Origin of the sequence: Maricaulis sp. MIT060901 (assembly GCF_047123815.1) — a bacterium.
Lineage (GTDB): Bacteria > Pseudomonadota > Alphaproteobacteria > Caulobacterales > Maricaulaceae > Maricaulis.
The window spans coordinates 2126796-2142779 of record NZ_CP138920.1 but is presented as its reverse complement, the minus strand read 5'-3'; the positions used below and the strand labels follow the sequence as shown (position 1 = coordinate 2142779).

9 protein-coding genes are annotated in these 15984 nt (G+C 59.0%); 6 read left to right on the top strand and 3 right to left on the bottom strand.

What is annotated here, in order from left to right:
- The first annotated feature begins 22 nt into the window (after positions 1-22).
- From SIC17_RS10475 to SIC17_RS10455, 5 genes are all read left to right on the top strand, one after another.
- Positions 23-2098 carry a M13 family metallopeptidase gene (locus tag SIC17_RS10475; protein ID WP_412545320.1) on the top strand — a complete coding sequence of 692 codons (2076 nt, stop codon included), beginning with the start codon at positions 23-25 and terminating at the stop codon, positions 2096-2098.
- 152 nt (positions 2099-2250) lie between these two features.
- Positions 2251-4347, top strand: coding sequence for a M13 family metallopeptidase (locus SIC17_RS10470; protein WP_412545319.1), 2097 nt, complete (start codon positions 2251-2253; stop codon positions 4345-4347).
- 153 nt (positions 4348-4500) lie between these two features.
- Positions 4501-6606 carry a M13 family metallopeptidase gene (locus SIC17_RS10465; protein WP_412545318.1) on the top strand — a complete coding sequence of 702 codons (2106 nt, stop codon included), beginning with the start codon at positions 4501-4503 and terminating at the stop codon, positions 6604-6606.
- A gap of 252 nt (positions 6607-6858) precedes the next feature.
- Positions 6859-8445, top strand: a complete 1587-nt coding sequence (locus SIC17_RS10460; protein WP_291891527.1) for an AbgT family transporter — start codon at positions 6859-6861, stop codon at positions 8443-8445.
- A 78-nt stretch (positions 8446-8523) separates the two neighbouring features.
- The gene (locus tag SIC17_RS10455; RefSeq protein ID WP_412545317.1) at positions 8524-9102 is read left to right on the top strand and encodes a hypothetical protein; all 579 of its coding nucleotides are present in this window, start codon (positions 8524-8526) and stop codon (positions 9100-9102) included.
- 93 nt (positions 9103-9195) lie between these two features.
- Here SIC17_RS10455 and SIC17_RS10450 read toward each other — a convergent pair whose 3' ends face one another.
- Together SIC17_RS10450 and SIC17_RS10445 are read right to left on the bottom strand one after the other, a co-directional pair.
- Positions 9196-9708 (bottom strand): curlin-associated protein, encoded by a 513-nt coding sequence (locus tag SIC17_RS10450; RefSeq protein WP_291891517.1) that lies wholly within the window; start codon positions 9706-9708, stop codon positions 9196-9198.
- 175 nt (positions 9709-9883) lie between these two features.
- Positions 9884-11470, bottom strand: a complete 1587-nt coding sequence (locus SIC17_RS10445; protein WP_412545316.1) for an aminotransferase class V-fold PLP-dependent enzyme — start codon at positions 11468-11470, stop codon at positions 9884-9886.
- 105 nt (positions 11471-11575) lie between these two features.
- Between SIC17_RS10445 and SIC17_RS10440 the strand changes: the two genes are divergently transcribed.
- Positions 11576-12046, top strand: coding sequence for an Lrp/AsnC family transcriptional regulator (locus SIC17_RS10440; RefSeq protein ID WP_291891514.1), 471 nt, complete (start codon positions 11576-11578; stop codon positions 12044-12046).
- 114 nt (positions 12047-12160) lie between these two features.
- On the opposite strand, the gene SIC17_RS10435 is transcribed toward SIC17_RS10440, so the two are convergent.
- Entirely contained in the window at positions 12161-15496 is a 3336-nt protein-coding gene (locus SIC17_RS10435) for a TonB-dependent receptor domain-containing protein (protein ID WP_412545315.1), read from the bottom strand.
- Between the last annotated feature and the right edge of the window lie 488 nt (positions 15497-15984).

Below are 15984 nucleotides of genomic sequence, written 5' to 3'. Positions count from 1 at the left end.
TTTTCTTTTCGAGGGGAACATCATGAAAAAGATTTTGCTGGGCTGTTCGGCACTCGTATTGCTGGCAGCTTGCGACCCGGCGACGGTGACTTCCACCGACAGTGGCGCCTCCACCACTACCGAAACAACCGCCATGGCCGATATCGGCACGTGGGGTTTCGATGTAGACGGCATGGATGCCAGCTATCATCCGGGTGACGATTTCTTCCGTTATGCCAATGGCACATGGCTGGACAATACGACCATCCCGGAAGACCGCTCCAACTACGGCATGTTCACGGCACTCGCCATCGAGGCCGAGCAACAGGTCCAGGAAATCATCCTGGAACTGGCCAGCGCCAATGCCGAAGCGGGCTCTCCGCAGCAGCAGGTCGGCGACCTCTACGCCAGCTGGATAGACACGGACACACTGAACGCACGCGGTATCGAGCCGCTGGAGCCGTTCCTCGCGGAAATTCGTGGCGCCAGCACGCATGACGAGATCTCTGCGCTGTTTGCCAGCCTGCACCACCCGGCGCCCTACGGCTTCGGCATTATCCCTGATCTCGCCGACCCGACACGCTACACGGTCTTTGTTGGACAGGGCGGGCTGGGCCTACCGGATCGCGACTATTACCTGGATGAGGAAAACGACGCCTTCGCCCGTTATCGCGAGGCCTATGTCGCCTACATCGAAACCATTTTCGATCTTGCGGGCATTGAGGGCGGCGCCGGAAAGGCAGCTGCCATCATGGAGCTGGAAACCCGTCTCGCCGGCGTTCACTGGACGCAGGCCGAAAGCCGCGACATCCAGCGAATCTACAACCCGATGACGCTGCAGCAGATGGACGAGCTGGCTCCGGCTCTCAACATGGCTGACGGCATGGCGAGCATGGGCCTGGCCGAAGTCCCGACCTTCCTCGTCGCTCAGCCGAGCGCGATCGAGGGTGCTGCGACCATTCTCACCGAGACCCCGGTCGAGCTGTGGCACGACTACATGATCTTCCACACGATCAATAACAACACGGCCCGCCTGCCGGTCGCATTTGACCAGGCCAGCTTCGACTTCTTTGGCCGCACCCTGAACGGTACACCGGATCAGCGTCCGCGCGATCTGCGCGGTGTCGGTCTGGTTGGTGGCCAGCTGGGTGAAGTTGTCGGGCAGGTTTATGTCGAGCGCTACTTCCCGCCGTCCTCCAAGACGGACATGGAAGAGCTGGTCGCCAACCTGACAACAGCGTTTGAAGGCCGCCTGAACAATCTGGAATGGATGGATGACGAGACGCGTGCCAACGCCCTGCAGAAACTGTCCACTTTCGAACCGCGCATCGGTTATCCGGACAACTGGCGTGACTACAGCGCGCTGGAAGTACGTGCGGACGACCTGTTCGGTAATATGATCCGCCTGGCTGAGTTCAACTGGAATGACCAGGTTGAGGACCTGATGGGTCCGGTTGATCGCACCCAGTGGCCTTACCCGCCGCAGACGGTCAACGCGTCTTACAACCCGCTGATGAACCAGATCACTTTCCCGGCAGGCATCCTCCAGGCTCCGTTCTTTGATCCGAACGCTGATGCCGCGATCAATTACGGCGCCATCGGTGCCGTGATCGGCCACGAAATCGGCCACGGTTTCGACGATCAGGGCCGTCGTTTCGACTATGACGGCTCGGTCAATGACTGGTGGACGGAAGGCACCAATGCCCGCTTCGAGGAGCGTGCCGGTCGCCTCGGCGCCCAGTATGACGGCTATTCCCCGGTTGAGGGCATGTTCGTGAATGGCACTTTCACCATGGGTGAAAACATCGGCGACCTGGGTGGTCTGCAAATGGCTTACACGGCCTACCGCAACTATGTCGATGAACATCATGGTGGCGAAGCACCGGTGATCGACGGTTTCACCGGCGATCAGCGTTTCTTCCTCGCTTGGGCTCAGGTCTGGCGTCGCCTGTATCGCGAAGACAATCTGATTTCGCGTCTGTCGACCGACCCGCACAGCCCGTCGCAATACCGCACCAATGGTGTCGTCCGGAATCTGGACGCCTGGTACGAGGCCTTCAACATCACTGAAGATCACGCCCTCTACCTGCCACCGGAAGAGCGCGTCAAAATCTGGTAAGCAGCTCGCAAGAGTACAAAAACCCGGCAGCGCTCGCTGCCGGGTTTTTCGTTTTTCAAACCTCACGGATGCGTAAGTTGCACACACCAACGAAACGGCTAGTTTGGCTGTGAAGGGGACGCAACTTTCTTATTTTTGGGGGAGACGCGACCGTGCGTACACTTCTACTTTCAGGCGCGAGCCTTCTTTTGCTCGCAGCATGCACACCAGCAGCTGAAACGCCTGCCAACGACACAACAGCAAGCCAGGACGCCGCACACCAGGCAGCCTCCAGCGAAACCAGCGCCAATGAACCTCGTCTTGGTGATTGGGGCATCGAAACGCAATACATCGATGACAGCGTTCACCCGGGCGATGACTTTAATCGCTACGTCAACGGCGGTTGGCTGGACAGCACAGAAATGCCGCCGGGTTTCTCGCGTTTCGGCTCATTCACCGAACTCTTCCTGCTGTCTGAAGAGCGGATCAATGGCATCATCCAGGAAGCGTCGGAACAGAATGGCGCCCCTGGAACACCGCAACAGCAAATCGGTGATCTCTACTCGTCCTTCATGGATCAGGAACGTCGCGAAGAGCTGGGTTTCGATCCGGTTCGCCCGATGCTCAGCCAGATCGCCTCAGCGAGCTCGCATGACGATATCGCAACTCTCATGGGTCAACCCGGCACATCGACGATTTTCGGGACCAGTTCCTTCCAGGACCAAGGCAATCCGCAACGCTACATCGTCTACATCAGCCAGGGTGGGCTGGGACTTCCGTCACGCGATTATTATCTTGAAGACAGTGAACGTTATCAAGGTATCCGGGATGGATATCTGGAATACATCGGAGATGTATTCGGCCTGATCGGCATGGACCAGGGCCAAGAGCGGGCACAAGCCGTGCTGGACTTGGAAACGGCCATCGCCCAGGTGCACTGGACCAATGAAGAAAGCCGTGATCGCACGCGCACATATAATCTGACCGCGACCGCTGATCTTGCAACAACAGCGCCCGGTTTCAATTGGACACGCTATCTCGAAGCGCTGGAGTATGCTGACCAGACCGAGATCGTCCTTCGTCAGAATACAGCAATCGAATCGCTGGCGGTTCTCTTTTCGGAGATCCCGGTATCCACATGGCAGGACTGGCTTAGCTTTCGGTATGTGGCCAGCAATCGCAATGTGCTCTCGCCATCATTCTACGAGCGCTCGTTTGACTTCTACAGCCGCACGCTTTCAGGAACGGATCAGCCGCGACCGCTTGAATCGCGTGGGGTCCAGTACGTGAACGGATCCATGGGCATGACCCTTGGCCAAATTTACGTCGAGCGATATTTCCCGCCTGAATACAAGCAGCAAATGGATACGCTCGTCGAGTATGTCAGTCGTGCCATTGGCGAGAGCCTGGAAACGCTGGAATGGATGGATGATGAGACCCGGGCGGAAGCCATCGTCAAATACGAGAGCTTCATCACAAAGATCGGGTATCCGGACGTATGGCCGGATTATTCCTCGATCGAAATCGCGTCCGACGATCTGTTCGGCAATGCCCAGCGCATCTCAGCCTGGGCACGTGCAGACACCCGCGCCCGCTTGCGCGGTCCTGTCCGTGATTGGGAATGGTTCATGTCACCGCAGACGGTGAACGCCTATTATGCACCAACGTCCAATGAAATCGTCTTCCCTGCAGCGATCTTGCAAGGGCCGTTCTTCGACCCGTTTGCAGACCCCGCGGTAAACTTCGGTGGAATCGGCGCAGTGATCGGACACGAGATGGGGCATGGCTTTGACGATCAGGGCAGCCGCTCGGACGGCACGGGAATGTTGCGCGACTGGTGGACGGAACAGAGCCGCGCGGCTTTTGACGCACGCACTGAAGGTCTTGTCGAGCAATATGGCGAATTTTCCCCAGTTGAAGGTGAATTCGTGAACGGGCGCCTGTCACTCGGAGAAAACCTCGCCGATGTCGGAGGCGTCGACCTCGCATATCGGGCTTATCAGCTCTATTTGCAGGACCAGGGGGAAGAAGCACCGGTTCTCGATGGTTTCACCGGAGATCAGCGTTTCTTCATGGCTTGGGCGCAGGTTTGGCGCAATCTTTACACTGAACAAGCGCTCGTCCAGCAACTGCGTGTCGGGCCGCACTCTCCGGCCCAGTATCGCGTGAACGGTACGGTCCGCAACCAGGACGCTTGGTATGAGGCATTCGGTATCACCGAAGATCACGAGCTGTACCTGCCGCCGGAAGAACGCGTCACGGTCTGGTAGAGACGACAACACTTGAAACAGGAGCCCGGCGGTTTTCACCGCCGGGCTTTTTCGTCTCTACAATCCTCACGAATGCGTAAGTTGCACGCCGGTCGCAAAGCACTAAGTTACCGCACACTGACATATTCATAGTTCCAATTGGGGGAGGCCAATTTGCGACAACTACTTATGGCAAGTGCAAGCCTGACATTGCTCGCCGCATGCACACCGGCAACTGAAACCACCGACACCGCCGACAATTCCGCTGCTTCCGGCAGCGAAGTCGCACAGACCACCAGCGTTGGTGATCCGTCTGCCGGCGATCCGCGCCTGGGCACCTGGGGTATTGAATACGAGCACGTTGATGACAGCGTGCACCCGGGTGATGACTTCAACCGCTATGTAAACGGCGGCTGGCTGGACCAGAGCGAATTGCCCCAGGGCTTCTCGCGTTTCGGGTCTTTCACCGAACTCTTCCTGCTCTCGGAAGAGCGTATTGACGGCATCATCTCCGAAGCGCGCGCAGCCAACGCTGAAGCGGGCACGCCGCAGCAGCAGATCGGTGATCTGTACACATCTTTCATGGACCAGGACACGCTGACCGCCCGCGGTTTCGATCCGGTCCGCCCGATGATCGACACGATTGCAGCTGCCAGCACGCATGACGACATTGCCAACCTGATGGGGCAGCCGGGAACGGCCTCTATCTTTGGCGCCGGCGTTGGCCGCGACCAGGGCAACCCGAACCGTTACATCGTCTCCGTCGGCCAGTCCGGTCTGGGCCTGCCGACCCGTGACTACTATCTGGAAGACACCGAGCGCTATCAGGGTTTCCGTGACGCTTACGTCGCCTACATCACTGATGTGTTCGGCTTTATCGGCATGGACAATGGTGCCGAGCGCGCCCAGCGCATCCTGGATCTGGAAACCCAGTTCGCCCAGGTTCACTGGACCCGCCAGGACAGCCGTGACCGCACGCGCACCTATAACCTGATGACGACCGACGAGCTGGCTGCCAGCGCGCCGGGCTTCAACTGGGCAACCTTCATGGATGCGCTCGACTTTGCGGACCAGACCGAAGTTGTCATCCGCCAGGATACGGCAATCCAGTCCCTCGCCACCCTGTTTGGCGAAGTTCCTGTCGAGACCTGGCAGGACTGGCTGACCTATCGCTATGTCAATTCCAACAGCGGCCGCCTGACGCCGGAATTCTACGAGCGCTCCTTCGACTTCTTCAGCCGTACGCTGTCCGGTGTCGAACAACCGCGTGACCTGGAAGCCCGTGCCATTCAGTATGTGAATGGTTCTGCAGGCATGGCGCTTGGCCAGATCTATGTCGAGCGCTTCTTCCCGCCGGAGTACAAGCAACAGATGGAAGTCCTCGTGGACTATCTGGGCCGTGCCCTGCGTGAGCGTCTGGAAACGCTGGACTGGATGGACGAAGAGACCCGCGAAGGCGCGATCTACAAGTTCGAGAACTTCACACCGAAAATCGGTTATCCGGACCAGTGGCCGGATTACTCCAGCATCGAGATCCGCTCTGACGACCTGTTCGGCAATGCCGAACGCATCTCGGCCTGGTTCCGCGCAGACAGCCGCGAACGCCTGCGTGGCCCGATCCGCGACTGGGAATGGGGCATGTCTCCGCAGACCGTGAACGCGTACTACTCGTCCACGGCCAACGAGATCGTCTTCCCGGCAGCCATTCTGCAGGGTCCGTTCTTCGACCCGTATGCTGACCCGGCTGTGAATTTCGGCGGCATCGGTGCCGTAATCGGCCACGAGATGGGCCACGGTTTTGACGACCAGGGTTCCCGTTCTGATGGTGACGGCGTGCTGCGTGACTGGTGGACGGCGGAAAGCCGCGCCAATTTCGACGGCATGACCGATCGCCTGGCCGCTCAGTACAGCGAATTCTCCCCGATCGAGGGCGAGTTTGTGAACGGTCGCCTGTCCCTGGGTGAGAATATCGGTGACGTTGGCGGCCTCTCCATGGCCTTCCGCGCTTACCAGCTCTACCTGGAAGATCATGGCGGTGAAGCTCCGGTCCTCGATGGATACACCGGCAATCAGCGCTTCTACATGGCCTGGGCCCAAGTCTGGCGGAACCTCTACACCGAGCAGGCGCTGGTTCAGCAGCTGCGTCGCGGTCCGCACTCTCCTGCCCAGTACCGCATCAACGGTGCCCTGCGTAACCAGGACGGCTGGTACGAGGCCTTCGGCATCACCGAGGAGCACGACCTCTACCTGGCACCGGAAGAGCGCGTCTCGATCTGGTAACGAGACCCGTATCTCAGAATTGGGGCCTGGCAGTTTGCTGCCGGGCCCTTTTTCATTGCAGAAGTGTTACCCGTGCTCGGCAGCACAAGACTTGCCCCGGCAGCGCAAAACCGCTCAAATCCGCGGCGAGGAAAATGAGGGGAAGATCCAGGACGTCTGCACCTGACCGGGCGAGACCGCACCAGCGGCCCGCCCCGGCATGGCTGCGCGCGCCCGGCTTGCCTTCAGTGTTGTGCAAACAGGAGCCTGAACATGGCTGACAGCCAGAGCCCTGCCCCCAAGAAGAACGCGTTCACGCGTTTTCTTGATGGTGTTGAATTCCTGGGCAATCTCTTGCCCCACCCGGTGACGCTCTTTGCCATTCTGGCAATCGGCATCATCCTTCTCTCCGGCCTGTTCGGCTGGCTCGGCCTGGCGGTGGAAGATCCACGTCCGGCAGGGGCCCGCGGGGTCGCCGATGACGGCATGATCCGCGCGGTCAGCCTGTTCAATGCGGATGGTTTCCGGCGGATCTGGACCAGTCTGACCACCAATTTCACCGGCTTTGCGCCCCTCGGTGTCGTCCTGGTCGCCATGCTGGGCGTCGGTGTTGCCGAGAAGTCCGGCATGCTCTCTGCCGCCGTACGCGGCATGGTGCTGGGCGCCCCGCGTCACGTTGTGACCGTCGCCATTGTCTTTGCCGGCATCGTCTCCAACACCGCGTCAGAAGTTGGTTATGTCGTTCTGATCCCGCTCGCAGGCGCCATTTTCTACGCCCTTGGACGTCACCCGCTGGCGGGCATGGCAGCCGCCTTTGCGGGTGTCTCCGGCGGCTACAGCGCCAATATCCTGATCGGCACGATCGACCCGCTTCTCGCCGGGATCACCCAGGAAGCGGCGCGCCTGATCGACCCGGACTATATCGTTCTGCCGACGGCGAACTGGTATTTCATGGTGGCCTCGACCTTCCTGATCACGACCGTAGGCTCGCTGGTTTCCATCTTCATCGTCGAACCCAAGCTGGGGCCCTACAACCCCGAACAGGCCGACGACTCCGTGCTGGACAAGCGCATGATGGAAACGCTCTCCGGCGAGGAGAAGAAGGGTCTGTTCTACGCCTTTCTCGCACTGCTGGGCGTGCTTGGTCTGATGGCGCTGACGCTGATCCCGGAATGGGGCATCCTGCGCAATCCGGATACGGGTGACCGCTTCAACTCGCCCTTCTTCCGCGGTTTTGTCGTCTGGATCCTGATCTTCTTCGTTGCCACCGGTTTCGCCTATGGTCGCGGCGCGGGCACGATGAAGAATGACCGCGATATCATCGACGGCATGGCTACCGGCCTGTCCTCGCTGGGCCTCTACATCGTACTGGTCTTCTTTGCCGCGCAGTTCGTCTCCTTCTTCGGCTGGACGAATATCGGTGCGATCAGTGCCGTCTCGGGCGCCAACTTCCTGCAGAGCACCGGCATGACCGGCCCGCTGCTCTTCTTCCTGTTCATCCTGATGTGCGCGATCATCAACCTGTCGCTGGGCTCGGCCTCGGCACAGTGGGCGGTCACCGCCCCGATCTTCGTGCCCATGCTGATGCTGATCGGCTATTCGCCGGAAGTCATCCAGGCCGCCTACCGGATCGGTGATTCCACCACGAATATCATCACGCCGATGATGAGCTATTTCGGCCTGATCCTGGCCTGGGCGACACGCTACAAGAAGGATCTGGGCGTGGGCACCATGATCGCGATGATGCTGCCCTACTCCATCTTCTTCATCCTGACGTGGAGTGTCTTCTTCTTCGTCTGGGCCTTCGGTTTCGACATGCCGGTCGGTCCGGGTTCCCCGACCTATTATCCGGCGCAGTAAAGGCGCTAGACTTCACCAGCCTGACAACCCACTCTCGGGGCGCGGAGCAATCCGCGCACCGTTGCGTTTGGAGCCTGAATGACCGCCACGGACTACATGATTGGCTATGGCAGTATTCTCAGCCGGCATAGCCGCGAGACCTATTCGGACATGACCGGGCCGGCGCTGAAGGTGGCGTTGCCAGGCTGGCGGCGGGCGTGGTCAGTGCGATATCGGGACGAGGCAGCGACCTATCTGGGCCTGGTTGAGGATGTGACCTCGACGCTGGACGCGGTGCTGGTGCCTGTGGAGATCAATCCAGACATGCGCCATCGCGAGCGCGGATATGTGTGGACGCCGGTCGAGCGCTCAAGCCTGGACGCGGCTGACCTGCCCGCTGGCAAGTTCTGGATCGTCGTTAACACGGAACACGAAACCGCCGATGCTGATCATCCCGTTCCGCAATCCTATGTCGACACCTGTCTGATCGGGGCATTCGAGACCGGCGGCGAGGCCATGCTGCGCGCCTTTATCGCTGGCACGGATCACTGGGACCAGGCCTGGAGCAATGACCGGGCCCAGCCGGTCTATCCTCGCCTGACACCACTCAGCGTGGACCAGCGCGAGATGATCGACGACCACCTCCGGGATGCGGGTCTTTTGAAATACCGCCGCTGAGCAGGCAGCCAAAAGCCGGTGTACGAACACCGACTCATGATGTGTTGATCGCGGAGGCCGACGCCATGGCATCGGCCTGACTGCGAACCGGGCCTAGTGATCACCCTGGATAACCAGCGTTACATTGCCATTGCCGGACTGACGAATAGTGGCGTTGTGGCCATCGCCGACCTGGATGATGCCGGCACCGTTGTTGTTGCCGAACTGGTCCGTCACGGCAGTGTTGTTGCGACCCATCTGGGACACACCGACGATATTGCGGCGACCGGTCTGGCGGCTGTAGCTGTAATTGTCGACACCATCCTGTCCGATGACGGTATCATTGTCCCGGCCATACTGGTCGACATGCGACTGATTGTAATAGCCACTCTGTCCCACCGTCGTGCCATTGCGCGCGCCGTCCTGGATGATGGTGACGTGCTGGCGGCCACCGCGCTGGCGGATCACCATGCGTTGGCCATAACCACCCTGGCGACCAGCGATCTCGTTTTGATAGCCGTCCTGCTGGACCGTGACCCGGTTGCGGGACTGGGCCTCGGCTGCATCGGCCGCGCCGAAAACAGAGACTGCAGCGAGGGCACTGGCGAGGACAAAACGCATATTCATGAACTTACTCCGTAACTGGTGTGCCTGACGCCCGATGCATCGAAGGCATGTACAGAAATACGGAAGGCTCGATGAGCGTATGCTGAGCCCGTCATTCAGGGACCGTCCAGCTAGCTGAACGCGATATGGACAGGCTTGGACAATCGACGGAAAACTCTGCGCACCGGATGCCGGGCTAAAGCACAGCGCTGTTGGCGACAGACATGGCCTCTCGCATCAGCTCCCGCACCGGCCGCGACCGCGTCATCTCGCGCGGGGTCGATGTCAGAATCGAGCTCGGAAAAACCGGCGTGCGAGCGGCCCGACAGGTCTTGTGCTCCCACTGCCCGCTGGCCGGGTCGAAGCGGTACTGCTCGACAAATTTCCAGCCATGCTGACCCAGGAAACCAATTGCCTCGATGAGATAGCCAATCTCCTCCTCGCTCATGGCCCAATGCAGGCTGACCCGGCACCAGCCCGGACGAGCGCCGGCTTCACCGTCCAGCACCTTGGCACGGATCCGTTGCGTATCCTCGTCGCTAATGCCCAGCAGGTCATGTCCATAGGGCCCAGCGCAGGAACACCCTGCTCGTGACTGGATTCCGAACAGATCATTGAGCAGAACCGTAACCAGGCGCGGATGAACCAGCTCGCCCTTCCGGTCACGGATATTGAAGGAGACGATGCCCAGCCGACGCGTCGGACATTCCGGCCCCAGGATCTCGATACCGGGATTGTCCCTCCAGACTTCAAAGGCCCTCATCAGGGCAGCCTGCTCCCGATCTTCGATCAACTCAAAACCGATCTCGGCCTGGATCTGCATCGCCAGCGCAGCGCGTACAACCTGGGGCACGCCCGGCGTCCCAGCGCGCTCACGCGCTTCCACATCCTCGATAAAGTCATGTCCATCCTTCCAGACATAACGCACCGTGCCGCCTGCGCTCTGGGTGGGAGGAAGGTCTTTGCGATAAAGGGATTTGCTGAAGGCCAGCACGCCGCATGCCCCGGGCCCGCCTAGGAATTTGTGCGGCGAGAAATACACTGCGTCGACCTGTGCGTTCTGATGCTCGGCCGGATGCATGTCGATTCGCGCATAGGGCGCGCTTGCTGCGGCATCGACACACAAAATGGCATCATGTTCGTGCAGGAGCTGCGCAAGATTGACCAGATCGGTCTTGAGCCCGGTCACATTGGAGGCTGCCGAGAAGGCGCCAATTTTCAAGCGCCCCTCATAGGCCGGATCATGCAGCGCTTCTTCCAACGCCATCAAATCGACATCGCCGCATTCATTGAGCGGCACCGTCACGACCTCCGCCAGGCTTTCACGCCAGCTCAACTCGTTGGAATGGTGTTCATAAGGACCGATGAAAACGACCGGGCGATCCTTAACCTCGAGGCTCGCCAGTCGGTCGGCACTGGCCGGCGGCAAGGTGATGCCCAGGATTTCCTGCAGTTTGTGGATGGCACCGGTTGCGCCTGAAGCGCAGGTGATCAGCGCATCACCCTCGTCTGCATTTATACAGCGCCGGATCACAGCTTCTGCCTCGCGCAGCCAGGCACCCGAGGCGCGACCGGTCTCGCTGTCCTCGGTGTGCGGGTTGGCGTAGAGCGTGTGCAGATCCACGACTGCGTCCTCGACCTGGCGCAAGGCACGGCCCGAAGCGGTGAAATCAGCATAAATTAGAGGACGCTCGCCATAGGGCGTGCGCAGCGTGGCGGTCACGCCCACCAGACCAGAACGGACCGAAGCCCATCCAGCGATTTCCGAGATCTGACCGTCCATGATTTTGCCCGAGTAGCTGCCCGGGAAATAATCTAGCGCCAATCAGGGAGCGTTTTTCGCTATCTTCAGCCAAACAACACGCCTAAAATAGCGATGAACACTATCATGGCCGAAAATATGTCACTCGATCACCACGACCGATCCATTCTTGAGTTATTGCAAACCGATTCTGACCGTACCGTGCAGGAAATCGCTGATACGATTGGCCTGAGCGCCACGCCGACGACCCGCCGCATCAAGCGGCTGACCGATGCCGGCTATATCCGCAAACGTGTCGCCCTGCTTGATCCCGACCTTCTGGGCCTGAATGCGACGCTCTTCATTTCGGTACGGACCAGCAATCACGACGGCGAATGGCTACGCCGTTTCGCGGACGGGGTCTCGCGCATGCCGGAGGTCGTCGAATTCTACCGCATGGGCGGGGATATCGACTATCTGCTCAAGATCGTGGTGCCGGATGTGAAGGATTATGACGAGGTCTACAAACGCCTGATCACCATCGCCCCCTTGTCAGATGTCAGCGCCAGTTTCGCCATGGAGGCGATCAAGAACACCACAGAACTCCCGGTCAAATGACAAGAACCCCGCCAGCAACTGGCGAGGTTCTCGCTTCAAGCGGGGTAAGATCGTGAAATACCAAGCTCGAACAACACCCCGGGCAGAGGGCAAATCCGCCCGGGGTGCTGGTTCTTAGAAGCGCTTGTTCAAGCTTACGAACGCGCGACGACCACCAGTGTCATAGCGGCCACCGACAACGTAGCCATTACGGTTACGAATGCCGGAGCTGCTGTCGATGCGGACCAGCTCGTTGAAGACGTTGGCAACGCCGACCGTCATACGCCACGTTTCGCGCTCGAAGGTGAGAGACGTGTTGTGCTGCCAGTAATTGTCGATGCCCTCGAGGACCGAAACCGTACAGTTGTTGACCGGATTCGAGCGGTCATTCGGGTTCGACCACTCACACCATACAGAACCACCGACAAAGCCATCCGGGAAGAACTGGTCTTGGCGATCACGCGTTCCGACACCAGAGGTGTAGCGCATCTGCCAGTTCCAGGACCAATCACCTTGCATGACCGTGAAGTTGTGGTCAGACGTCCAGCGCGGACGGAAGTCCTCGCCAACATCCTGATCAAACGGATCTCCAGCCTGCGCCTGCTCCTTGTAGGAGAAGACATAGGAGTTGTTGGATGTGAGTGACACGTAGAAATCACGGTCCATCACATTGAACTCGCGACCAAAGCGCAAGTTCACGTCCAGGCCATCAGTCTCGATGATGCCGCGGTTGACAAAGTCAATGGTGACAGACGCAAGGCCGTTCAGAGCCGGGTTACCCGTGTTCAGTCGCTCGATGCGCTCACACAGGGCGCTGGACAGCGTCGGGGTCTGACCGTTGAAACATCCGCCAATCACAGAACCGGCGGAGAGTTCTTCGACTGTGTCCTCAATCTGAACACCCCAGTAGGTGACAGACGCGGAGAAGTCGTCGAACAGGAAGTCAAACGCGGGGTTCCAGTCGGTGTCCGGCTGGATAACAAAACCGGCGGTGACCGTTTCGGCCGTCTCCGGCATCAGTTCGACATTACCCGAGGTGAGAACCGGCACGGAGACCGAGCTCGTGCTCGCCAGGGCCAGAGCGGTCGGGTCGGCACCGGAAGCCACACACTGTGCCAACAGGTTGGCAGAACGCGTGTCCTGGGTCGCATCGTATTCGAAGACGCCATCATTATTGGTGTCTACACGAGCCAAACCCGGAACCCGACACGGGTCGCCACCAGAGGCCGTCGTGCCGGAGGCATTATCGGCCAGGAACTGTTCGCGCAGGTTCGGAGCACGGAAGGCCGTGTTGTAGGAACCGCGCAACGCAAGCCAGTCATTGACCTGCCAGAAAGACCGAACACCGTACGTGGTTTCACCACCGAAGTTCTTCTCTTCGGTATGACGGGCCGACAGATCCACGCTCAGATCCTGAATGAACGGAACATTTGAAATCAGCGGCAGGCTGATCTCGCCGAAAATGTCACGCTGCCAGGTCTCGCCCGCCGCGTTTGCTTCGGACTGAAGTGTCTCAGTCGCCTGCAGACCGCGGGTAACCGTCACATCATTGGAGCTGTCGATCTTATCGATGCGGTATTCCATACCGAAGGCGGAACCGACAACACCACCCGGCATCTCCCAGAGATCGCCGGAGACGAAGCCACCAAAGATAACCTGCTCAACCGTCGTGCGGTTTGTCCGCAGGGCGGTGACAAAATCGCGCTCGGAGTCAGTTGCGAAGGCACCGTTTTCAAGAACGCTCGGCGCGAACCAGTCAATCGGCTGACAGCGGTCGACTGTGCTGTCCGGCCACATGTTGAAGTTAACAGTCGGGGAACCCTGGTTGGAGAAACCACCCGGCAAGCCCTGCGGGATACCACAAGACAGCGTGCCGTCATTATCAAGAAAGACGTACTGGGAACCCAGAACGATATTCGGCGAGAACAGAACTTCCTGAGCCTGATAGCCCAAAGAACGATCATAGGAACCAAAAGCTTCATATTCCCAGTTCGAACCAATGCCGAAGAGCTGGCCGATATCGCCGCGGAAACCGCCGACGAAGCGGATCTGTTCAACTTCAGCTTCACGAATCTGAGTGAAGTCTTCATCCATGATGAAGATACCTTCACCGTCCTCAGGGAACGGGTTCAGCGGGTTGTCGACGAGAACAACATCACCGTTTCCATCACGAACCCAGTCATCTCCGGCCGCGTTCAGCTCCGGAATGAAGCCTGGCAGTTCCGGCAGAGCCTGCTCGCCCATAGCGCGGGAACGCGTCTGACGATTTGAGTAGAACTGTTCAAAGAAGAAGGTCGGAGCAAAGCTATCCGTGATGTCCAGGTCCATCTCACCTGTCGTGACGAAGGAGAAGGTTTGGACAGCCTGGCGGAAGTCAGCATTGAGACGTTCGTCATTGTCGTTGAATTCACCGAATTGCTGCGGCGCATTGTAACCAGGCGCTGAATCAACAGCCCAGAGGAAACGGTCAAAGACGGCTCCAACCTGGTCCCCGGCCCAGATACCATCGGTGCGGAATACCCAATCATCGATGGAGACAGTGGCTCCGTTCAGATCCGTAAACGTTCCCGTCTGACCAGGCTGATAGAACCACAGCTCGCCATTGTTGGAAGTCGAATACGCATTGTCCGGGAAGAAACTCACGCAGAGAGTCTGGCGATTGTTAAACTCGCCATCGACAAAGATGTCACGAATATCGACATCACAATGAGGGCCCGGCATATCGGTAAAGCGGGTCGCGGTGCGCTGGAAGTACTCCGCCGCGAAGTTGATGTAACCGTTGTCCGAGGATTGTCCGATGACGAAGGAGGCGCGAGATTCAACACCACCGCCGACTTCCGGGAATGAACGGAAGAAGTCGATTTCCATTCCTTCCGTTTCGGTCTTCGTAATGATGTTTACGACACCAGCAACAGCATCCGCACCATAAATCGACGACGCACCACCGGTCAGAATCTCAACACGATCGATGAGGGACGACGGGATCAAACCCAGGTCAGGGCGCGTCGGAGCCCCCCCTACACCTGCAGGCGCGAGACGACGACCATTCATCAGAACAAGAGTACGCTCGGCATCGAGGCCACGCAAACCAACGTTCTGGGAACCGACACCACCATCCGGCGGAATTTCGGTGGCATTCGACTGACCGGAAGCAGTGTTAATGGCGGCACCAATCTGCTCGCCACTCAACGTAGTTGACTGAGCGATGATGGCAGCAGCGTCGACAGCACCCAGCTGAACAGCGCTTTCAGCATCAACAACCTGAAGCGGCTGCGCGGACGAGAATGCATCGCGACGGATACGTGAACCGGTTACCGTAATACGGTCCTGCGGCGCAGTTTCCCCTTGCTGAGCGTCTGGATCGATTTGCTCAACATCTTGCGCATATGCCGGAGCGACGCCCAGGCTCAGCGCTGAAAGGCCAGCCAGCATGGTCGACGCCAGCATACCGTTTTTATCTTTGAATTGCATAAGTACCCCTCGGTAGCAGTCCTGCCCTTACTCAAAGGGCTTAGATTGATCACGACAGAGGTGGTCGACCCGCTTGTACCGATACGATCCGCCCCCGCGCAAAGGGGACAAGGCCGCATGGATCGAGCACAACGAAACCGTAATGTGACGAACCTCGGGCTTGCGTCACAAGCCGGGTTTGCAATCACGAACAGATAATGACGCGCGCCAAATCCAGGGCGGCAAGCATAAAGCGGCCTTAAATTGTAACAAAAGAATCAGGGCATCGTCGAACGGCTGACCCCGCCCCCCGAACGACAGGACTTGCGGCTTTTCCGGTCCCTTTGCTGAACAATATTTCATGAATATCGCGACAGCGTCAGGCGATCTGCCGTTGACAACCCCAGCCTGAACGAGCGACCATTTTCGTGCCCTCAATGCTTGGGAGGATCGACCAACGGCTGTGAGTTTTCTGTGTCGATGGAGCGTTCCGGAGGGCGAGTTGACCC